Raw genomic sequence first — 22,116 nt, 5'->3', positions numbered from 1 at the left:
TCTCATTGGGAAGATAATGATGTATTTAGTATGATGTTGTTAGGGGAACTAATATCAGTACAACAAAAAGCGGCTACGTGAAATTGATTGGCGAGTAAGGTATTTACGTAAAGCGATTGAAAACCTTAAAGTTGTCGACTATTCCCCTGAGCAAGAAGGCAAGGTGTTTTTTGGTGCTTGGGTAGAGATTGAAAACGATGATGGCCAACAACTGACACTGCGGGTGGTCGGTTATGATGAAATTTTTGGCCGCAAAAATTATATCTCAATAGATTCGCCTATGGCACGCGCCTTGTTAAAAAAAGAAGTTAATGATGAAGCGATAGTCAGCACACCTGATGGTGATAAGTGCTGGTATATTAATAAGATATATTATCAGCAAGCCGAATAAGCTTATTTAAAAGATATTATTTTTTCGTTCCCTTATCCCAAAATTTGATAAACATACTCTAGGCTGCGACACCCTGTCGCAGTTTCCGCTTTAGCTTTTGTCTCCCCCTATTGTCGCAGGCACAATTGCACTACAACTTATCTAAAAAACAACAGTATGGATCTAATTGATATAAAAACTTTTCTCCTTGGTAATGCTTAATAAACAAGACCTGCCGCATTTAATATCATTATGGTCACACTGGGCGATATGCTACGCATGTCTCATATCGCAATGCTATTTTACGGTTTAATGAACTTATACCAATTTCATAAGCGTTACTTAAGTTTCGGTTATCACAATAGTTAAATATTATCGCTCACTGATATTTAATCATCAGTGTTTAGGCTTACTTGTACTACTTCGAGGTTAATTATGAAAACATCACATGAGTTTCCGCTAGTTCACCGATTAATCCATTGGGGCTTAGCTTTTGCTATGCTGGTGATGTTGCTGACAATATTTTTGCGCTTGGGTTGGATGGAAAAAAATCATATGGCGGCGATTATTCAGCAGGGCTTAGCCAAAATTTCAGTGACTATTGATAGTAAGCAAGCGGTGAGTATTGCCAAGATGATCCGCGGTGAAATGTTCCAGTGGCATATTTACTTTGGGTATGCCGTTGGGGTGTTCTTATCGGCACGCTTTATTTATATGGCAAAATGTGGCTTGCATTATTTATCGCCCTTTAATCCGTTGGCAAGCATGCAACAAAAAATGCAAGCATGGGTTTATTGGTTATTTTATCTTGGGGTGAGCGCTTCGATGATAACGGGTTTATTACTTAAATTTGGCCCTGAGTCGATTGAAGAATTAGCCGAAACTGTGCATAAATTAGCCTTGTGGTATTTCATCCCGTTCATTGTGCTTCACTTAGCCGGTATTGTGTTTGCTGAAGCAGGACATGACAAAGGCATAGTATCGAAAATGATTGGGGGTAAGTCTTAAGTTTATTATTAGCCTAGCCTAACGGTTTACTTTAATGGTTAGGCTAAGCGAATTTATGACAAGACTAAATCACATTCCTGTATATTACTGATTAGTTGTTCAATTTCGCGAATGGGCATAGGTTTACTGAACAGATAACCTTGAAAATGAGAGCATCCTATATCGAGCAAGTAGCGTTTTTGTTCGATGGTTTCAACCCCTTCTGCAATGACTGAAAATCCTAAGCTGTCAGCCATAGAGATGATGGTTTTCACAATTGATTGGTCGCTTTGATCGGTTAATAAGTCATCAACAAATGACCTATCAATTTTTAATTGTGACAAGGGTAGCTTCTTTAAATACTGTAAAGATGAGTAACCTGTACCGAAGTCGTCTAATGAAAACAGGATCCCCAGTCTGCCTAAGGCATTCATTTGAATGATGGTATTGTCGATATCATCGAGTAATAGTGACTCGGTTAATTCCATCTTTAGTTTAGTCACATCAATGTCGTAATGGTTAATCATTTTAATTACAGTATCGACAAAGTTTTTTTGACGGAATTGCTTGGAACTGACATTCACGGCAATGGTTAAATGCTTAGTATCACATTGTTGTTGCCATTGTTTTAGCTGTGCACAAGCGGTTTCTAATACCCATTGGCCTATTGGTAAAATTAATCCAGATTCTTCGGCGTAGGGAATAAATTCTACGGGACCAACAATGCCTTTAGTTGGATGTTGCCAGCGTATTAATGCTTCTACACCCACAGGTTGCTGATTTTGGTTTACTTGTAGTTGATAGAAAAGTTTGAATTGGTGTTGTGTTACCGCCTGGTGCAGTTCAGCTTCTAATGCTGCACGCTTACTAATTGCTTCTTGCATTTTGGGGTCAAAAAAACGCACTGTATTTCTACCCGCTAGCTTAGCTTGGTACATGGCAATGTCAGCTTGCTTCATCACTTCTGAAGTGGTGGTTAAGTGATCCTTAAACAACACCACACCAATGCTGGTAGTGCAATTATAGTGAATGTCGTTGAGCTGAAATACGTCATTCATTCTGGTCAAAATAGTGGTGCAAATAGTGGTTGTTTTTGATGCCGCAATAATATCTTCTTCATCAAGCCCTTCTAATATAATGACAAATTCATCACCGCCTATTCTGGCCAGGGTATCTTCTTTTCGTATGCAGTCACTTAATCTGGTAGCAATTAATGTGAGCAATAGATCACCTACATCATGACCGTGGGTGTCATTAAGCATTTTAAAATGGTCGATGTCTAAAAACAGTAATGCATTATTTTTATGGAGTCGTTTATTGGAAATAATGACTCTGCTTAGCCTATCTAGTAATAGGCGCCGATTGGGTAGCTCAGTCAGTGGGTCGTAAAAGGCTAACTGTTGAATTTTTTGTTCATTATTTTTACGTATAGTCATGTCATTGATAGTGATAACGTAATTTGTAATACATTGATTCTCATTGCGGACAGCATCGATAAATAAATAAGCTGGAAAGGTAGAGCCATTTTTATGGTTATGCCATATCTCACCCTCCCAATTATCGGTTTCAACCACCTTATTCCAAATCTCATTATGAAAATTGTCATCGTAAAGCGCAGTATTAAATAAGTTAGGTTGCTTGCCTATTAGCTCTTCTTCTGGATAGCCAGTAATCGTGCTAAAGGCCTTGTTTACTTGTAAAATTGCTCGATTAGTATCGGTAATGAAGATCCCTTCATTCGACTCGAATACCTTGGCCGCTAAACGAAGTTTTTGTTCCAACTGTTTACGCTCAGTAATATCAGATATACCTGTGATGTAACCGACCACTTGCTGCTGTTCATCAAACTCGGGGACGTACTGAACTAATAATTCCTGTGTAAACAAGCATAAGTCATAGGTAACAGAAACACCTGACAGCACCTTATCAATATGTTGACTAATTTCTTGGTAAATTATTTCCCCAAAAATGCTTTTCACCGGCTGACCAACAATGTCGTCAGGTTTTAGGCCAAACAAGGCGGCATAAGATTGTGTGGCATAAATAAACTCTTGCTGCTTGTTACATCTGGCAATATAAAAAGGCGAATTGTCGTTAATGAATTGCAATTGTTGCTGCTGCGCGATCAGCTTTATCTCTGCGAGTTTAAATGCGGTAATGTCTTGGGAAAACCCCGATATTGTATGTGATTTACCATCAGGACTTGCGATACGTTTACCACGGCATTCTATCCATCGAGTTGTTCCATCACAGGGGCGAGTAATAGGGTATTGAATGTGATGTTCGATGCCCGTGTTATAACAGGACGTTATCGACTCAATTAAAGTGTGATGATATTTAACGGGGATCAACTGACAAAGCATTGCTAAACAAGGTTGTTGATCTTTTGATAACCCAAATAAGCTATACATTTGATCAGACCAATGCAACGGTGATTGTAAATCGACTAAATCCCAGTAGCCAACCTGAGCATAGTACATTGCTTCTTCAAAGCGTTTTTCGCTATTAACCAACTGTTGCTGAATGTCATGGTTCAGTCTTGTTTTACGCATCAGGTGCAAGGTGTTAGTTGATAAATTAGCATAGCTGGACAAAATGACATTGATAAGGCGTCGAGTTGACCCCTGCATTTGCTGTTGTGAATGGACTTTAGCCTCTTTTAAAGGTACTCCCTGTTGCAGCATCATGACTAGGATTGCCATGTAGCGGTCACTTTCTAAAATATGGGATGCTAACCATTGGGTGAGAAAAGATATCATTTGCTCGAGTAAAGCATCAGATGGCGTTGTAGTGAGTTGAGTTTGCAGGGTAATGACCTGCTGAACAAAATCATCATGGCCTAATTTGTGGTTTGTACTAAGTTGATGGTTGGGCAAGTATTGATGCCAGATATCTTCTTCAGTTTTAAAGTGGTAAACAGTGTAATTAATTAGCTCTTCAAATGCGGCATTCATATCAATAAGTGAAGTGCCAAATACCGCTTGGTTTGCAAGGCGATTTAAAATGATGACTAATTTTTTATGCTGCTCATCGATTTTTGCTAATCCTGTGCAAAAATTATCATTCCATGGAAATATATCTATCGATTCAGTCACTATACACCAACGTACATTCTGGGTTGTCCATGTAATTAGTATAGTTGTCCATTTTACACTTGTGGGTGAATTTTAATTTTCATGACAATTGTTGTGATCAATTTCTACGGTTTCGTAAAGTAAAAATCATGTTCAATATCTAATTTTATGCGGTTTGTGGTATGGTGAGGCAATTTTAAAATTTAAGCCTATAAACATCTGCTATGCATAATATTGCCCAAATAATTGCCCAAGAATTGAATGTTCGCCAACAACAAGTCGATGCCACTATCGCCTTGCTTAATGATGGTGCAACAGTGCCCTTTATTGCTCGTTATCGTAAAGAAGCTACCGGCGGATTAGATGATACTCAGTTACGTCAGCTTTACTCCCGTTTAGGGTATCTAACCGAGATGAGCGACCGACGTCAGGTAATTTTGTCTAGCATCAACGCACAGGGTAAGTTAACCCCAGCGTTAAAGTATGCAATCGATGAAGCCGACAGCAAAACTCGCCTTGAAGATTTATATTTGCCGTACAAACCTAAGCGCCGTACTAAAGGGCAAATAGCCATTGAAGCTGGCATTGAGCCATTGGTCGATATATTGCTTGCCGATCGCAGCGCAGATGCTGACGCTAAAGCCGCCGAATTTATTAACCCTGAGGCCAGTTTTGCTGATGCAAAAGCTGTGCTGGATGGCGCACGTTTTATTTTGATGGAACGCTTTGCCGAAGATGCTGATCTAGTCCTTAAAATTCGTAACCATTTAGCCCAACAGGCTGTGTTTGAAAGCAAAGTGGTTAAAGGCAAAGAAAAAGAAGGCGCTAAGTTCCGCGATTACTTTGAGCAAAGTGAAAGAATCACTAAAGTACCATCACATCGCGCCTTAGCTATGCTTCGTGGCCGCAATGAAGGTATTTTAAGTTTAAGTATGAATGCCGACCCTGATACTGAAGCCAAACAAGGCAGTTATTGTGAAGTGATTATTGCCGACCATTTCAAGCTTAAACTCACCGATTCAAGTGTCGATCAATGGTTAAAAACCGTTGTTACCTCGGCGTGGCGCATTAAAATTGCGTTACAAATGGAAACTGAATTTATTACTAAAATGCGTGAAAGCGCCGAAGAAGAAGCGATTAAAGTCTTTGCCCGCAACTTGGGTGATTTGCTTATGGCTTCGCCTGCGGGCGCAAAAGCGACTATGGGGCTAGACCCTGGTATTCGTACCGGTGTGAAGGTTGCGATTGTTGATAACACCGGCAAGTTAGTCGCCCATACAACGGTTTTCCCGCATGCACCACAAAATCTGTGGGACAAATCAATAAAGACATTATCCAATCTGGTTGGTATGCATAAAGTGGACATTATCGCGATTGGTAATGGTACAGGCTCGCGTGAAACCGACAAGCTGGCAGGCGAGTTAATTGCAGCAGTAAAAGAAAGTCGTCCAACTTTAACTAAAGTCATGGTCAGTGAGGCCGGTGCTTCTATTTACTCGGCTTCCGAATTTGCCGCTAATGAATTTCCCGATTTAGATGTGTCGATTCGAGGCGCGGTGTCAATTGCGCGTCGCTTACAAGATCCATTAGCTGAATTAGTTAAAATTGAACCTAAAGCCATTGGCGTAGGGCAATATCAACATGATGTTAGTCAAAGCCAGTTATCGCAATCGCTTGAAGCTGTGGTTGAAGACTGCGTGAACAGTGTGGGTGTTGATTTAAACATGGCCTCTGCGCCGTTATTGGCACAAGTGGCTGGGCTGAATAAAACCTTAGCGAAAAACGTAGTTGATTACCGTGATGAGCATGGCCAATTCACTAACCGTAAGCAATTATTGAAAGTGGCGCGTTTAGGGCCGAAAGCTTATGAGCAAGCCGCAGGATTTTTACGCATTCGCAATGGTGATAATCCACTTGATGGTTCAGCAGTGCATCCTGAAGCGTATTCAATTGTGGAGTCTATTGCCGCCGCGTCGAAACATGATGTTGCCCAATTGATTGGTAATGGCGAGTTATTAAAGGGCGTGAAAGCTGAGATGTTTGTCACTGAATCATTTGGTTTACCGACCATTACCGATATTTTGGCTGAGTTAGATAAACCCGGGCGAGATCCGCGTGGTGAGTTTAAAACAGCCAACTTTAAAGACGGTGTTGAAGCGCTTAACGATTTAAAAGTGGACATGATCCTTGAAGGCGTTGTGACTAATGTGACTAACTTTGGTGCCTTTGTTGATGTGGGAGTTCATCAGGATGGTTTAGTGCATATTTCTTCATTAACCGACAAGTTTGTTAGCGATCCGCATACCATAGTGAAAGCGGGTGACGTGGTTAAAGTCAAAGTGATGGAAGTGGATATTGAGCGCCGCCGAGTCAGCTTAAGCATGCGCCTTGATGAAATACCGCAACCGGCTAATACAGACGGCAAGCCACAATTTATGGGTCAGCCTGGCAAGGGTAAACCTGCTCATAATAAAGGCCAAAAACCTGCGCATGCTGGTAGAAATGTTACACCGCCAAAAGTTAAAGTGCCGGCTAATGCCGCTATGGGTAATGCGTTCGCGGATGCTTTGGCTAAAATGAAAAAGTAATTTTGCTTGTATATATCATTCAGAAAGCGCTTATTAGTAAGCGCTTTTTTGTTTTTATACCTGTTATAAACTGAAGTTTCACTGGGCAAGTGAATATTCAGTATTTCTTAAGCCATTCTTAAGTTTGGTTGTGGATGATACATTTAGGTAATTAAGAATATTAAATCATCATAATAGGTAAAGCATGTCGACACTTTCTAAACTATTTTTACGTATTGGCTCTCCTCAATTACATGTCACTAGCGTTATTATTCTATTGTCAGTTTATTTTGCTGTTGTGTTAAATTACCCAATTAATCAACGAATTTATGAATTATCAACAGAAGGCCATCTGCTGTTTAAGCTGTCTCCTGCTGTGCTGTTAACCGGACTATTCTTAATTATTTTCAGCATGTTTTCTATTTCTATTAAGTATGTGTTTAAGCCTTTTGTGACATTGTTATTAGTGTCGTCAGCCACGACCATGTTCGCTATGTTGTTTTATAATGTCATGTTTGACTATGGCATGATTGAAAATATCTTTGAGACTAATACTGGTGAGGCTTGGTCTTATGTGAGTTTACCCTCGGTGTTATTTGTCAGCACTTTGGGTATTTTTCCATCATTATTATTGTTACGAACTCGGGTTATTCGGGCCGACAGTATCTTAAAAGGTGTCTTGCAACGTATTGGATTAGTTGTTATTGGCTTAGCACTTGTTGGTGTTGTAGCGTTATTTTTTTACAAGGATTACGCTTCTGTAGGGCGTAATAATCATTACTTAAATAAAATGATTAACCCAGCACACATTTTTAATACCGTTAAGTACATCAATAATACCTATTTAACAGAGCCATTAGTTTACAAGGCGCGTGGCACAGATGCCCACTTAGATGCCAAGAAAAACCAAAAGCCAACCCTATTTGTGCTGGTAGTAGGCGAAACAGCTAGGGCGGAAAATATGGCTTATTATGGCTACTCTCGAAACACCAATCCTTTTACTCAGTCGCTGGATATGATCAGTGTTGCTAATGTATCTTCATGTGGCACGGCAACCGCGCATTCATTACCTTGTATGATGTCTGATATGAATCGGGATAATTTTAAGCGAAATCAGGCTAATGCCCAAGATAATGTGTTAGAGGTATTACAGCAAGCGGGCATTGAAGTGACTTGGTTTGAAAATGATGGTGGTGACAAAGAGGTTGCTAGTCGCATTACTAAGAAAGAGGTCGCCATAAGTGATAATAATCCGCTTTGCGATGGTCTAACCTGTTTTGATGCGGTTTTAGTTGAACAACTGTCAGCTCATATCAAAGCAAGCGCGGTAAATGACCTAGGGTCTACTTTGCAAAATCAATTTATTGCTTTGCACACTATTGGTAGCCATGGCCCGACATATTGGAAGCGTTACCCGAAAGAGATGGAGGTGTTTACGCCCGCTTGTAATCGCAGTGATATTGAAAACTGTACCGATGAAGAAATCGTTAATGTGTATGACAATACGATACATTACACCGATTATATTTTGTCTCAGGTTGTTAGTATATTAAAGCAGTATGAGTCTGAATATCAGGTTGCCATGTTGTATGTCTCTGATCACGGTGAGTCATTAGGTGAAAATGGTCTTTATCTGCATGGTACACCTTACGCGATAGCCCCAAGCCAACAAACTCATGTGCCTTGGCTGATGTGGTTGCCTGAAAGCTATACAGAAGCAAAAATGCTTGACCGGAAATGCATTGTTGAACAGGCCAGTAAAGGTGAACACTCACACGACAATCTTTTTCATACCTTGTTGGGCTTATATGGAGTTGAAACTCATTTAAGAAATAGTCAACTTGATATTAGTCATGGCTGTAAAGTGATTTAAGCAATGTAGATATATGAATCGACAGAATGCTGGCGCTTGAGATGTCCAGTGGTATACCTATAAATGCGTTAATGGAATAAGCAGGAAGATAGATGAAAGTGTTGCTAATTGAAGATTCTGAAGCGCTTCGTCGGGGGATCAGAGTAGGACTGGATCATTTGGGTTATACGGTTGATGAAACCGGTGATGGTTCTGAAGGCCTCAGTATGGCGCTGACAAATCATTATGACTTTATTATTTTAGACTTAATGCTGCCCAATGTAGATGGTATTAGTTTACTTAAAAGTATTCGTAAACTGGGCAACCAAGCCAAGGTGATTATCTTATCGGCAAAATCATTAACTGAAGATCGCGCTGCCGGTTTACTCGCTGGGGCTGATGATTACCTCACCAAACCTTTTTCATTTGACGAACTTCAGGCTCGTTTGGTTACCTTGGGCCGCCGCGGTGATCTAACCTCACATTCGAAAAATATACGATTGGGTGAGTTACTGCTTGATGATAATCAAAAGGTATTAATTTATAAGCAGACAATCATAGAGTTAACTAAAAATGAATACAAAATTATCGAGTATTTATTTAACAACCCTAATCAAGTGCTTAATCCTGAACAGATAAGTGAGGCCGTTGTTGGCTCATTTAACCATTTATCGAAAAATACTATCGAAGCCCATTTATCGGCGGTGCGTAAAAAAGCAAAATTAGTGGGCGCAAGCTTACCGATAAAAAATAAACGCGGTTTTGGTTATTTTGTGGGTGAGGATTAATGAAATCATTAGCGAGCAGTTTAGTTAATCGTATGACCTGGGCAGTATTAATTATTGTCGTGCTGGTATTTTTAGCGGTTGATATTATTATCGATAACTGGATTGATACTGAATTTGATAATGCGCTTACGACTAAATCGAACTACCTTAAAACCTTAATAAAAGTGTCGCCGACAGGAGTCGAGTTTGATTTTGCGGGTGAGTTTATGCCTGAATTTACTTTACCTGCAAAAGGAGAGTATTTTCAGCTGTGGCAAGATGGCGTTGTGTTTGAGCGCTCTGAGTCATTAGCCCATTTTGGCCAAGCCAACCTAATTAAAGTTGATTTACCCATTAATGGTCAGCAGTTTTTTAATGTGACTTTGCCCGATGGGCGTTCAGGGCGAGCAATGGTGTCTGTTTTTGAACCACAGGTTCCTGACAAATATCAACGTATTATCACTGGAAATATAGCCCCCATGGTGCTCACTGTGGCACTGTCAGAAGAAGAGTTAAATCATATTCTGATTATTATCGACTCCAGTCTAGCTGTGGGTTTATTGCTGGTGATTCTATTTATGCGTTGGGCCGTGGTGAAGTTAATTCATCGAGGGTTACAGCCATTGAATGATCTAAACCAGGCGCTCAAAGATATCGACTTCCAGCAAGCTGAGTTAAAACTTCCTGCCCATTTTAAAGCGTTTATCGAAATTGAACCGATAAAAAATGAACTCAATAAATTTCTAAGAATCAATCACAAACATCTGCAGAATGAAAAACGGATCACCGCCGATATTGCCCACGAGCTTAAAACCCCGATCAGTGAGCTAATTAGTTTAAGTGAAATCTATATACGTTATCCCGACGACGAACGAATAGGCGTGAGCTACAAGCAAGATGTACTCAGCATAAGCTTAAAAATGAAAGATATAGTCAATAATTTATTATTACTGCAAAAGGCGTCTTCCGAAGGGTTGCAATTAAGCCAAACTTTGATTGATGTTGAAGCTTTTATTCAAAAAATCGTCGCTGAGTTAAATGCTTTGCGAAGCGGATCGTTAGCCAGAGTCAACGTCATCAGTGAGTTAAATGGAGTCATGTGCCAAACAGATGCGTTTTCGCTTCATACTGTACTGTATAACTTGATTGATAATGCACTGTTTTACAGCCCGCAGCAGTCAAAGGTTGATATTCGTCTTATTAAGCAAAAACAACCTGTTCAGGGCAACAAATCAGCGATGATAGTGATCACCATTGAAAATGAGTTACTTAATAGTATCAGTGATGATGATTTAGACCGTTTGACGCTCCCTTTGTTTCAAACCGAAAAGTCACGTCAACACCAAAATAGGCATGGGCTGGGTTTAGCTATTGTGGATAATATAGCCCAGGTGAATCAATACGCTTTTTCGTTTGGCCTCGTTGATACAAATCGAATCGCATTTACCTTTGCATTGCCAGTGATGGGCGATATTAGTGGCTGACAAGAGACAATGGGTTAAGTAAATGTGAATTTTATTAGTTTACAGTGAACTAATATTTATATTGAGCGTCAAATTTGAATCGAAATAATCATAAACAATGAGTTTTATTTTATAAGCTGACTGTAATCATTGAACAATATCGCATTAATCATTATTTGACACATGTTAGTATTCTGTTAACGTGCACGCTGCTGATTGCCGGTGTTAAAACCGATTGCTGTTATGACACAAAGTATCGTGCCATAGACATAAAGTATCCTAAAAATAACAGAATAATATATTGGAGTCATTAATGGGGTTATTTTCCCTCAAGTCGAATGTCGACTACATCAGATCATCTCGTTACCCCAAGCCACATAATATCTATAGCGCTATTTTTGTGTTTGCGCTGATCATTTTAGCTGTGACTACATTGAGCCGTATTGGCTTATCACTGTGGCAACTTGAACGAGTCAATGACGCTCAAGGATGGTCAGATATTATATTTCAGGGCATAAGGGTTGATTTTGCAACATTGTGCTGGTTGTTCGGTATTGCAGCGCTTGGTACTGCATTATTTGCAGGAAATCATGCAATAGGGCGCTTGTGGGCACTGATTTTAAAAGTCTGGCTAACTCTTGGCTTGTGGTTAATCGTGTTCTTAGAAATATCGACGCCGTCATTTATTCAAGAATACGGCTTCAGACCGAATCGTTTATATGTTGAATACCTTATTTACCCTAAAGAAGTGCTGTCGATGTTGTGGGCCGGTCGAAAGGCTGAACTGATATTCGCTTTTGTAGTGTCTACAGCAACATTATATGCAGGCTGGCGCTTGTCTGACTATTTTACCCGAAATGTGCGTACACCGCGGTGGTATTGGCGCCCTGTGATGGCCATTTTGGTTATTTGTGTCACTATTTTAGGAGCGCGTTCTTCTTTAGGTCATCGACCATTAAACCCTTCTTTAGTCGCGTTTTCAGATGATCCTTTAGTTAACTCATTAGTATTGAACTCGGGTTACTCACTCACCTTCGCCATTAAACAAATGAGTAATGAAGAAGAGGCCTCAAAGGTATACGGCAAGTTAGATGATCAAAAGGTTATCGATATTATTCGTCGTCAAAGTGGTCGTTCAGCACAAGCATTTACGTCAACTGACTTGCCAAGTTTGACCTTTAACCAGGCAACTTATCAGGGTAAGCCTAAAAACCTAGTGATTATTTTGCAAGAAAGTTTAGGCGCTCGATTTGTTGGCAGTTTAGGCGGGTTACCGCTGACACCTAATATTGATGAGTTATCCTCACAAGGGTGGTTTTTTGAAAACCTTTACGCCACAGGAACCCGCTCAGTACGAGGAATTGAAGCCATTACCACAGGTTTTACTCCAACGCCCGCTCGTGCGGTAGTTAAGTTGGGTAAAAGCCAAACTAACTTTTTTACCATTGCAGAATTATTAAAGCGTAACGGTTATTCAACCCAATTTATTTATGGTGGCGAAAGTCATTTTGATAATATGCGCAGCTTTTTCCTGGGCAATGGCTTTAGTCAAATCATCGATCAAAATGACTACAAAAACCCTGCATTTGTCGCATCTTGGGGCGTGTCAGATGAGGACTTGTTGTTTAGAGCCCATGACGAGTTTACCGCTATGCATGAGCAAGGTAAGCCATTCTTTAGTTTAGTGTTTAGTTCTAGTAATCATGATCCATATGAGTTCCCTGACAACCGGATTGAACTGTATGAACAACCGCAATATACCATGCACAATGCCGTGAAGTATGCGGATTACGCAGTGGGCGAGTTTTTCAAAAAAGCCCAAAAAGCAGACTATTGGAAAGACACTTTATTTCTTGTGGTAGCTGATCACGATAGTCGTGTCGGCGGCGCTAACTTAGTGCCTATTTCACGTTTTCGTATCCCAGGACTGATTTTAGGTGGTGGGATTGAAGCCATACGTGACCCTAGAGTGGTTAGCCAAATTGATATGGCGCCGACGTTATTGTCTATGATGGGGATTTCAGACAGTTACCCTATGTTAGGACGTGATTTAACCCAACAAGCGGCAGATTGGCCGGGTCGAGCCATGATGCAATATGATAAAAACTTCGCCTTAATGGAAGGCAATCAAGTGACTATATTACAGCCAGAACAAGCTGCTAAAAGCTTTGTATATGATTTTGGTGCAGAAACACTAACGTCACGTGAACTAGATACCGAACAAGCTGAAAATGCACTCGGAATTGCATTGTGGGGCAGCGCTGCCTATAACAATCATTGGTTTACTTTGCCGAAACAAACTCAAACAGAGCAACAGTCGCGCTAGTTATTCAGTCGCGCTAGTTATTCAGTCGAGCTAGTTATTCAGTCGAGCTAGTTATTCAGTAGAGTTAGTTGCCATGCCATGCCATGCCGTGAAAGTGTCTAGGCGTGAGATAGGTTGAGACGATAGTAGGTATAAGACGTCAGATGGCGTCTTATACCGTATCAGGGATACTCGCAAGATTGGTCGGCATGTTGTTTTGGCCATAATATTGGCTAACATGTTGCCTTACTTGCTGATAATACGCTGAGCTTTGCTTGGGCATTTCATCATTACGTACCGAAGACTTACTGCTTTGCGTTGTGCTTTGTTCAGCTTGGAGCGATTGTTTAATACGAATATCTTTACGCTGTATGGTTGGCGTGTTGTTTGCCACTATATTTAGCGGTTGTCCCTGTAAGCTTTTAGGTGCAACTAATTGTTGAACAATGGCTTCTCTTTGGTTTGCTGAACGCTGCTGTTGCTGTTTTTGTTCAACAATATTGTGCGCTTGAGTGCGTTCATTTTGTTGATTGTAAGCACGCTCAGGATGATTCTTTGTCGGTTGCTGCGGTGGAATAATGGGCGGCTTTTGTTGATTATCCACCCGTGCAGAATCCGTCGCAACATTAGAGGTTACTATCGAAACTTGCGGGTAATGGGAATTAATCAACATACTCAATAACCTCCGCTCGGGATAATCTATATCTGAAGTTAATTTGTTTTTATGGCGGTTAAATTATAGCCAATATTTAAGCGATGTTAAAGTACTAGCTGTTAATACCTTTAATCCAGTCACAAAGGTGTTCAATAAACAGGCTTGAATGTGAGATAAAAGGCGCATGGGATGCTTTGGCTAGGATAATGTCATCGATATTTTTAGCTTTTACTAGCATTTCAAGCCCACTTTTCGGCACTAAACTATCTGATTTGCCCCATATCCTCAACCAAGGTAGCTTTATATTGGTTAATTGAGTACGTAAGTCTACCTCTGCAAGCATGGCTAACCCCTGCTGCAAACTGTCCTCACAGGGTAAGGGCTTAGCCAGCACCAGATGTCTTATCATTTGAATATCTGCTTTTGCTGTTTCACTGCCCATGGCTTGAATAGCTAAAAAACGCTCAATCGTTTTAGGCAGGTTTTTATGTAACTGCTGTGAAAACTGAGATAATACCTGCGGCGCAATGCCTGGCCAGGGTTGCGGTTTTTCATCGGGCTGCGCCATAAAACAAGGGGACGATGCGACTGTAATTAAGGCTTTTATTTTAGTTGGAAATGTTAATGCTACTTGAGTGGCAACTAACCCGCCTAATGACCAGCCTAACCAAATTGCATTATCGGGTAATTGTGTTGCTAGCGCTGCAGCCCAGATATCAATGTCGCCCTCAATAGGGTCACTGTCGCCAAAACCGGGCAAGTCGACATAATGCACTCTATACTCAGACAGGGCCTGTTTTAAGGGTTCAAACACCGCACTATTGACGCCCCAACCGTGAAGTAACACGATATCTTGGCCATTACCTAGGGTATTGATATACAGTTTGGGGTTTGGCAATTTTTTAACCTCTATTTAAAGGAATGAATAGTGAACTCACTTAATAAGCAAGGATGCACGCAGCTATACAATCATCAACCTAAGATTAAACTCCAAAGTCAGTCTGCTGTTATCCCATTAGCCGCCTTACATGCTAAAGGCGTTAGGTTATTAACCCATTTTAGTCGTTATATTCGTCGCAGTTTACCTAACCGCTGTTTACTGTGCCAGCAAAGGATTGAGCAGCAAGGCTATGCGAAGTTATTTGACGGTCAAGTACTCACTGGGGTATGTCAGCATTGTTTAGTGAGTGGTTTATATCAAACCGAAGTGTGTTTGGGGTGTGCTAAACCGTTAGTGCAATTACAAGAGTATTGCGGTCAGTGTATGGCAAGTTTGCCGATTAAAGTGATTGCGCCTTGCAGTTATCATCAAGGTTTAGGCCAACTGGTGAGTGCGATAAAATACCAGCGCCAAATAGCCGCTTTACAGGTACTGGCACAACAGCTGGCATACCGCATTCAACAACTTGTTAAACACGGTTTAATTGAGTTACCCCAAGTGATTATTCCTGTGCCATTACACTCAAATCGTTTACGTCAACGGGGCTTTAACCAGGCGTGGTTAATTGCCAAACAACTTAGTGCGATGCTTGACCTGCCGTTAGATGATCAGTTTATTTTTCGACTTCAAGATACGCAGCCACAAGCGGGACTGAACGGAAAACAAAGACGTGACAACTGCCACCAAGCCTTTGCTTTGATGGCATCACTGGAACCTGACTTAGCATCAGAATTAGTACCTAAGCAATCTTGCTACCAACATGTGGCGCTGGTTGATGACGTGGTCACAACCGGAACGACGATTAATGAGATAGCCGCATTACTAAAACAACACCACATAGCTAGTCAAACATGGTGTTTAGCGCGTGCCGAGGCGCCTGAGTTACGCGGCTAAATCGATCAATATATTCGCTTAGAATGCTAGGCATAACACCATGCGTGGCAGGCTAATATAAAGAGCAAACGGTTTAGTTGGAACAAACTTTGACCACAAAAGTTCAACAACCCCTAGCGTAACTTTGATACTAGACATCTATTATTACCCATTAATGCAGATGATTTATTGTATTTTTTAATGATCAAACGATGAAGAGGGCTACAAAGAGAATGCAACACAGAGTATCATGGTGCTAATTCTCACTAATTTACTCAGGTATTACCTGACGGAGTAAGTTTTATGATCTCCATTTCCGAAGCAGCTCAGGCTCATTTTGTAAAATTATTAGCAGATCAAACCGAAGGCACGCATATTCGTGTATTCGTTATCAGCCCTGGTACCGCACAAGCAGAATGTGGTGTGTCTTATTGCCCACCAGATGCGGTAGAAGATGATGATATGGAATTACCGTTCAACGGGTTTAAGGCTATGGTTGATGAGAAAAGTGTGCCTTTTCTTCAAGAGGCCACCATTGATTATATTACTGATCAAATGGGTTCGCAGTTAACCTTAAAAGCACCAAATGCCAAAATGCGTAAAGTGTCTGACGACGCGCCATTAAAAGAACGTATTGAATATGTTATTCAGTCGGAAATAAACCCACAGCTTGCTAGCCATGGCGGCAACATTATGTTGGTGGAAATTTCTGCTGAGGATGTCGCCGTATTACAATTTGGTGGCGGCTGTAACGGTTGCTCACAAGTAGATATTACTTTAAAAGATGGTATCGAGAAGCAATTACTTGACCTATTCCCAGGTGAACTTAAGGGTGTGCGTGACGTGACTGACCATCAACATGGTGATCACTCTTACGCTTAATCTCTGATTATTTTGATTTAAAACGCGCCTATAGGGCGCGTTTTTTGTTATATCAGGCTTTAGATTTAAATGTCCGTCGATAAAACGTTACTACACTAAACAATAAAATAAATGTACCAATTACAGATACGAAAGTAATGAATAGTACATAGCTAAAAGGCATATTCAGTGCATCATGGAGCGGTCTCACAAAGCTGGCTATTTGACCTGCAATCGGTCGGTCACTGTGCTTTAATGCGGACTGAATTTCACCTCGTTGGTAATTCATCGTAATGTTATCTGCTTGTCTTAACCAGACACTATTGCGGCTATCAAAACGTATGCTGTATTCTAAATCTTGTTCTGTAGCGTCTTGCGCCTCTGGTTGCCTTGGTTTACTTACCGCGACTAACAGTGAATCTGGCCACAGCTTCTGAGCGGTATCCAGTTGACTGTACCAGTCGTTTTCCTGGCTTTGCGGATAAGACACATTGGGTGCTTGCTGGTGTTGTAAATAATCCGTCCATAAGCCTTTGTAAGTGATCAAAAATCCACTTATACACAAAATAAATAACGGTAGTGAAATAAATAATCCTAGTTGAATATGGCTTTTCACTAAGCTGCTTGAACGGGTATCTTTTGGCACACTGTGTTTAAGCCTAAATCCACTGCGTACCCGCCACCATAAGTAAACCCCAATTAAGGTAATCACACCGCCAATGATTGCAGCCCATGCGTTGATATATTTGCCCACATCATCGAGTAAAAAATTTCTGTGTAACCAAAAAATTGTACTATAAAAAGGCACATTTTTAGATTCATGGATGGAGATTTCATTTAGATTATTATCTAACGCAATGCTTTTTCCACGGGTCGCAGCTTCAATAAAAGGTGAGTGCTCGGTTGGAAAACGTACCGTACTCATTTCAGGATAACGCTCAAACACAGTTTGGGTTACCTGTGCTTTTTCTGCTGTGTTTAGCGGCACAAATTGCTGGCCTTTATTGTCTAGGCGATTAAGCATATCCATGCTGCCAAGATAGACCCCTGTGGTTAAGACTATGAGCATAGTAATGCTAATAAAAAATCCTACCCAGTTATGAAACCATTTTAAAGCTGATACCACTTTCATAAATAACGTTCTCAGTTTTGATCGTGAAAAAGTCACGACTATTTAGTATTGCGTTTAATTTATGCGAATGATAATTAATATCGTTTAATTCATCAATTAAAGAAGTGTAAAGATGCCAACTATACTCCTTGTGAATATCAATCAAAATCTGTTAAATTTGTATTTTATTTTACTTAAAATACTGTATTTAAAGGTCTTTAAATTATTTTGGTAGGTTTTTTAAAATGAGTAATGTATTTACCCTCACCTCGGGTTAAAGAGGTGAATATCACGCTAGGGTGGATATCGTTTGCTTTAAGAGAAGACTGCCCATGGTGTTGTCACGATAAATTAAGTATTGGTTAATAATTAATTGCTAATGTTTGTTGCAAAATGGTCTATCTAATCCGCGCTTTTTGTAATTTGTAAGGTATTTCTGCTAATTAACTCTATCTCATTCACTTTTGATATTTGCGCGTAATTCTTTTCACATCTATTGTTATAGTGTTTAAAACAGCGTTTAAAAAAGATTTTAAAACAGTGTATTAGTATTTTTTGTTTGTTTTATGCCATTTCGATGGTGAAAAAACTCCAATTAATATCGCAGTTTAATATTGAAGGGATACTCTACCTCACGCAATCATCACGGATGAACTTAAAGGTTATTAAATGAAACTTAAGCAAAAGCTATTGCTGGCTTTCTTGTCGATAGGCCTGATCCCAGCATGTATTATCAGTATTACCGTGCTCTACATCAGCAGCCAAACATTAACCCAACAAGCATTCAATCAGCTTGATTCGATTAAATACATCAAAAAAGAACAAATTGAGTCTTACTTTGCTGAACGGCAGGGAGATTTAAACTTACTGCAATATACCCTTTCTAAAAATTTAAACTTCAATGATGAAGCGCAATTATCCCGTAGTGCTGATGCGCAGCACGACTACCTGACGCAGTTTGTTAGCGCTTATCAGTATTATGATCTGTTTGTGATTAGCCCTTCGGGTAACATTTTATATACGGTTGCTAAAGAGTCAGATTACCAAACGAATTTAAATAACGGCAATTATAGAGACTCAAATTTGGGTGAGTTATTTCGCCAAACCATGAGTCGACAGAGTTACCAGATCATCGATTTTGCTCCCTATGCACCGAGTAATGGTGAGCCAGCAGCCTTTATCGCTCAGCCGATTATTGAAAATAATCAGGTGAAAGCCGTGATTGCTTTACAGCTGTCACTTGAGTCGATAAATGAAATCATGCAGCTACGGGCTGGTATGGGTGAGACAGGCGAAAGTTATCTTGTAGGGCCAGATTTGCGGATGCGTTCAGACTCTTTTCTTGATCCCACAGGACATTCAGTAAAAGCCAGTTTTAGTGGTAATGTCAAAAATAATGGCGTTGATACTGTTGCTGCTCATGCTGCATTAAAAGGGACGTCAGACACGCAAATAATCACTGATTACAATGGTAATCCGGTACTGTCCTCATATGCACAAATTAAAATTAATGATTTGTACTGGGCCTTGCTAGTTGAAATTGATGAAGCCGAAGCCATGGCTGCTGTGCATCATTTGCGCTGGGTTATTTTGCTTATTACCGTGCTTGCGGTGATAGGTATTTTGATGACTACCTATGTGATCACGCAATCAATTTTGCGTCCTTTGGGCGGAGAACCCAAAACAATGCAAGTGATTACCGAGCGCATAGCCAGTGGTGATCTTACCGTTAACTTTGAATCTAACGTTAAGTTGATTGGTGTATATGGAGCCATGCGTACTATGTCGACATATTTAAGACAAATCATCGGCAGCATTGTTGATGCCACATCGCAATTATCCGCCACAGCAGAGCAAACTAGCTCAACAAGCCATCAATCAAATATCAGTTTACAAGAACAACAGGCCAATATTCATAATGTGTCCGTAGCAATGCAAGAAATGGCGACTACGATTGCAGATGTTGCTATGAACGCTAGAAACGTAGCAGATTCAACCAGCCATGTATCTAATATTTCTGAGGCTGCTACTGACAGCATTGAACAGACTATTACCGTTATTTTATCCTTAAGTGACGAAGTCTCCAAGGCTACAAATGTGGTGCAAGAAATTGCTAAGCAGAGCCAAAGCATTGGGTCAGTGCTTGAGGTTATTCGATCGATAGCTGAGCAAACAAATTTACTGGCGTTGAATGCCGCGATTGAGGCCGCTAGAGCAGGGGAGCAGGGACGTGGTTTTGCCGTGGTTGCCGATGAAGTTAGACAATTAGCGTCGAAAACCCAGAACTCAACGGCAGATATTGAATTGATGATCCAAACTCTGCAAACCAAAACTAATCACGCAGTTACAGTAATGAAATACAGCGCAGAGCATGCTTTAGACACTGTAGAGAAGGCTCGTGATACCCAAAACTCGTTTAAAGAAACTACCGTAGAAATTGATCGAATCGCATTAAATGCGCAGCAAATTGCTGCTGCAGCTGTGCAGCAAGCCGATGCCGCTGAAGAAATTAATCAGTGTTTAGTGACGATTAATGATGTTGGCAGACAAAATGCTGAAGGAGCACAGCAAATTTCAGAGGCCAGCGCTGATTTAAGTCATTTAGTGAGGCAGTTAAATGGCATTACGCTGAAGTTTAAACTGCAATAGTCAATACCATAAGCATCCTCCGCATAGGGGGATGCGGAACCTTTATGGTTAATTGCTCTTTAGGATTCATCTAGGTATTCGCTATAGCGTACCTTAATTATACGGGGTGATACGACATCACCTAGTCAGGTTTTCATTTATGTACTTTTTCACCTAGCTATTTTTTAAGTTATGGACTGTGGCAATGATTTGCTTTCGATTAATTTTAAGGCCATTAATTGCGATATCTGGCCAGGCATAAAAGTGTCTGGGGCGCTTAAAACTAGCAAGCTGTCGCGTTACCATTTGAGCTAATTGTTGTTCTACTTTCGTTGGTACTTCAGCTTGCTTGTATTCAATAATCGCCGCGGGTAGTAAACCAAATTTGTCATCAGCAAGGCCAAAGACTATAGCGTTAACCACTAAAGGGTGTTGCAGTAACACTGATTCAATTTCTTCTGGTTGGATATTCTCGCCACCACAGATAAACATGTTATCGACTCGACCTAATAATATCAGTTGGCTTTTTTCATTTAATTGGCCGCGATCCTGTGTGCAAAACCAGCCTTGTTCATCGACAGGTAAATGCAGCTGGTATTGTTGCTGTTGATTTATCTCTAGATAACCTTGAAACAAACACTCACCCTTTACCCAAATAACCCCATCAACCAATTTTAACTGTCTATTAGGTAATGCGCGGCCATGATGTTGTTGTAAATTGGCTTTGGCAGTGGTGATTTGCGAGCTCATCTCAGTCATACCGTAGCTGGTGTAAGTGTTCACTTTTTTCTGTGCTAGGGTTTCAATCAATGTAGCTTCGATAACCCCACCACCAAGTAATAAGGCTTTTAATCCGCTTAACGCCTGTGGCGCTTGCTGCAGAATTTGAAGCGCTTGTGTTGGTACCATTGATACGTGGGTAACTGCTTCATCTTCAAGTTGCTGCGCCAATGTGATGTGGTTTGATTTAATCACAATACAGGCCGCCGCAAGCGCACAGCGATTAACAATGGCCAGGCCACCAATATGAAACAAGGGCAATGACAATAACCAACGGTCGTTATTATGCAGCGGAATATAACGGCTTGAGCCCTGAGCGCTGGCAATGTGATTGATTAACCCATGTACAGCCGCTTTGGGCGTGCCGCTAGAGCCCGATGTCAAAATGATATTAACCGGCTTGTGCGGGTTTACTTTTTGCACAGCATAAACAGGCTGACTATTGTCGAGTTGATGATCAGTCGTTACGTTTTGAGTTAAATCAATTAACGCTGGATGGCGCTCAAGCGATACTATTTCGCTATTTTGCCAAATAAAATGGATCTGAAAACGGCCAAGTAGTTGATCGATTTGGCTAACAGAAAAGCGGCCGTTAATGGGAAAAAATATGGCGCCAATTTCAACACATACCCAATAAAGTGTCATGATGGCAAAGGTTTGCTGGGCTAAGTCGTGATTTGGGGTTTTATTTGCGTTAACTGGTGTTGGGATAATGGTCGCAATAATAGTACCAGGCATTACCCCCTGTTGTAGCAAATTAGCTGACAGCACAGAAATGTGTGCCGCCCAGTTTGCGTAAGTTATCGACGCTCCTTCAAGTAACACTGCAGTATTATCAGCGGATCGCAGCGCAGCTTGTTGAACTGGAGATAACATCATATCG

At 40.7% G+C, this 22,116-nt stretch carries 14 protein-coding genes and 1 pseudogene; 10 read left to right on the top strand and 5 right to left on the bottom strand.

Annotated elements, in window-relative coordinates; genetic code table 11:
• Positions 1–52: 52 nt before the first annotated feature.
• A pseudogene (gene greB, locus ACRWQN_RS00395) lies at positions 53–391 on the top strand (transcription elongation factor GreB); the annotation flags it as partial.
• Between the two features lie 414 nt (positions 392–805).
• Entirely contained in the window at positions 806–1,378 is a 573-nt protein-coding gene (locus ACRWQN_RS00390) for a cytochrome b/b6 domain-containing protein (protein ID WP_434930947.1), read from the top strand.
• A gap of 53 nt (positions 1,379–1,431) precedes the next feature.
• On the opposite strand, the gene ACRWQN_RS00385 is transcribed toward ACRWQN_RS00390, so the two are convergent.
• Positions 1,432–4,452, bottom strand: coding sequence for a bacteriohemerythrin (locus ACRWQN_RS00385; protein WP_434939395.1), 3,021 nt, complete (start codon positions 4,450–4,452; stop codon positions 1,432–1,434).
• 203 nt (positions 4,453–4,655) lie between these two features.
• Between ACRWQN_RS00385 and ACRWQN_RS00380 the strand changes: the two genes are divergently transcribed.
• The 5 genes from ACRWQN_RS00380 to ACRWQN_RS00360 all read left to right on the top strand — a co-directional run bounded on the left by ACRWQN_RS00380 (position 4,656) and on the right by ACRWQN_RS00360 (position 13,406).
• Positions 4,656–7,019, top strand: a complete 2,364-nt coding sequence (locus tag ACRWQN_RS00380) for a Tex family protein (protein ID WP_434939393.1) — start codon at positions 4,656–4,658, stop codon at positions 7,017–7,019.
• A 184-nt stretch (positions 7,020–7,203) separates the two neighbouring features.
• Positions 7,204–8,871 (top strand): phosphoethanolamine transferase, encoded by a 1,668-nt coding sequence (locus tag ACRWQN_RS00375; RefSeq protein WP_434939391.1) that lies wholly within the window; start codon positions 7,204–7,206, stop codon positions 8,869–8,871.
• A 92-nt stretch (positions 8,872–8,963) separates the two neighbouring features.
• A complete protein-coding gene (locus ACRWQN_RS00370) occupies positions 8,964–9,638 on the top strand; it encodes a response regulator transcription factor (RefSeq protein WP_434939390.1) in 675 nt (224 codons plus the stop codon).
• Positions 9,638–11,101 (top strand): sensor histidine kinase, encoded by a 1,464-nt coding sequence (locus ACRWQN_RS00365; protein ID WP_434939389.1) that lies wholly within the window; start codon positions 9,638–9,640, stop codon positions 11,099–11,101. The genes ACRWQN_RS00370 and ACRWQN_RS00365 overlap by 1 nt, the downstream gene beginning before the upstream one ends.
• A gap of 292 nt (positions 11,102–11,393) precedes the next feature.
• Positions 11,394–13,406 carry an LTA synthase family protein gene (locus ACRWQN_RS00360; protein ID WP_434939388.1) on the top strand — a complete coding sequence of 671 codons (2,013 nt, stop codon included), beginning with the start codon at positions 11,394–11,396 and terminating at the stop codon, positions 13,404–13,406.
• Positions 13,407–13,557: 151 nt separating this feature from the next.
• On the opposite strand, the gene ACRWQN_RS00355 is transcribed toward ACRWQN_RS00360, so the two are convergent.
• Both ACRWQN_RS00355 and bioH read right to left on the bottom strand, forming a co-directional pair.
• A complete protein-coding gene (locus ACRWQN_RS00355) occupies positions 13,558–14,058 on the bottom strand; it encodes a hypothetical protein (RefSeq protein WP_434939387.1) in 501 nt (166 codons plus the stop codon).
• A 94-nt stretch (positions 14,059–14,152) separates the two neighbouring features.
• Positions 14,153–14,938 (bottom strand): pimeloyl-ACP methyl ester esterase BioH, encoded by a 786-nt coding sequence (gene bioH / locus ACRWQN_RS00350; protein WP_434939386.1) that lies wholly within the window; start codon positions 14,936–14,938, stop codon positions 14,153–14,155.
• 30 nt (positions 14,939–14,968) lie between these two features.
• Between bioH and ACRWQN_RS00345 the strand changes: the two genes are divergently transcribed.
• Positions 14,969–15,874: a ComF family protein gene (locus ACRWQN_RS00345; protein WP_434939384.1), complete on the top strand. Its 906-nt coding sequence runs from the start codon at positions 14,969–14,971 to the stop codon at positions 15,872–15,874.
• Positions 15,875–16,156: 282 nt separating this feature from the next.
• The gene (gene nfuA / locus ACRWQN_RS00340; protein ID WP_434927491.1) at positions 16,157–16,735 is read left to right on the top strand and encodes a Fe-S biogenesis protein NfuA; all 579 of its coding nucleotides are present in this window, start codon (positions 16,157–16,159) and stop codon (positions 16,733–16,735) included.
• A gap of 52 nt (positions 16,736–16,787) precedes the next feature.
• Here the strand turns inward: nfuA and ACRWQN_RS00335 are convergent, their stop codons facing one another.
• Positions 16,788–17,846: a PepSY-associated TM helix domain-containing protein gene (locus tag ACRWQN_RS00335; protein WP_434939383.1), complete on the bottom strand. Its 1,059-nt coding sequence runs from the start codon at positions 17,844–17,846 to the stop codon at positions 16,788–16,790.
• Positions 17,847–18,494: 648 nt separating this feature from the next.
• Here ACRWQN_RS00335 and ACRWQN_RS00330 point away from each other — a divergent pair.
• Complete coding sequence (locus tag ACRWQN_RS00330) at positions 18,495–20,474, top strand: methyl-accepting chemotaxis protein (RefSeq protein WP_434939382.1); 1,980 nt, start codon at positions 18,495–18,497, stop codon at positions 20,472–20,474.
• Positions 20,475–20,627: 153 nt separating this feature from the next.
• On the opposite strand, the gene menE is transcribed toward ACRWQN_RS00330, so the two are convergent.
• Positions 20,628–22,112 carry an o-succinylbenzoate--CoA ligase gene (gene menE, locus ACRWQN_RS00325; protein ID WP_434939381.1) on the bottom strand — a complete coding sequence of 495 codons (1,485 nt, stop codon included), beginning with the start codon at positions 22,110–22,112 and terminating at the stop codon, positions 20,628–20,630.
• Between the last annotated feature and the right edge of the window lie 4 nt (positions 22,113–22,116).

It is taken from the genome of Shewanella sp. HL-SH8, assembly GCF_051165765.1.
Lineage (GTDB): Bacteria > Pseudomonadota > Gammaproteobacteria > Enterobacterales > Shewanellaceae > Shewanella > Shewanella glacialimarina.
This window is presented reverse-complemented; position numbering and strand designations above follow the sequence as displayed.

Bases quoted from the DNA above. Each gene is read 5' to 3' on its own strand.
- ACRWQN_RS00330 (WP_434939382.1), top strand. From the start codon at position 18,495: ATGAAACTTAAGCAAAAGCTATTGCTGGCTTTCTTGTCGATAGGCCTG.
- ACRWQN_RS00375 (WP_434939391.1), top strand. From the start codon at position 7,204: ATGTCGACACTTTCTAAACTATTTTTACGTATTGGCTCTCCTCAATTA.
- ACRWQN_RS00390 (WP_434930947.1), top strand. From the start codon at position 806: ATGAAAACATCACATGAGTTTCCGCTAGTTCACCGATTAATCCATTGG.
- ACRWQN_RS00335 (WP_434939383.1), bottom strand. From the start codon at position 17,846: ATGAAAGTGGTATCAGCTTTAAAATGGTTTCATAACTGGGTAGGATTT.
- menE (WP_434939381.1), bottom strand. From the start codon at position 22,112: ATGATGTTATCTCCAGTTCAACAAGCTGCGCTGCGATCCGCTGATAAT.
- ACRWQN_RS00370 (WP_434939390.1), top strand. From the start codon at position 8,964: ATGAAAGTGTTGCTAATTGAAGATTCTGAAGCGCTTCGTCGGGGGATC.
- ACRWQN_RS00365 (WP_434939389.1), top strand. From the start codon at position 9,638: ATGAAATCATTAGCGAGCAGTTTAGTTAATCGTATGACCTGGGCAGTA.
- ACRWQN_RS00380 (WP_434939393.1), top strand. From the start codon at position 4,656: ATGCATAATATTGCCCAAATAATTGCCCAAGAATTGAATGTTCGCCAA.
- ACRWQN_RS00360 (WP_434939388.1), top strand. From the start codon at position 11,394: ATGGGGTTATTTTCCCTCAAGTCGAATGTCGACTACATCAGATCATCT.
- ACRWQN_RS00355 (WP_434939387.1), bottom strand. From the start codon at position 14,058: ATGTTGATTAATTCCCATTACCCGCAAGTTTCGATAGTAACCTCTAAT.
- nfuA (WP_434927491.1), top strand. From the start codon at position 16,157: ATGATCTCCATTTCCGAAGCAGCTCAGGCTCATTTTGTAAAATTATTA.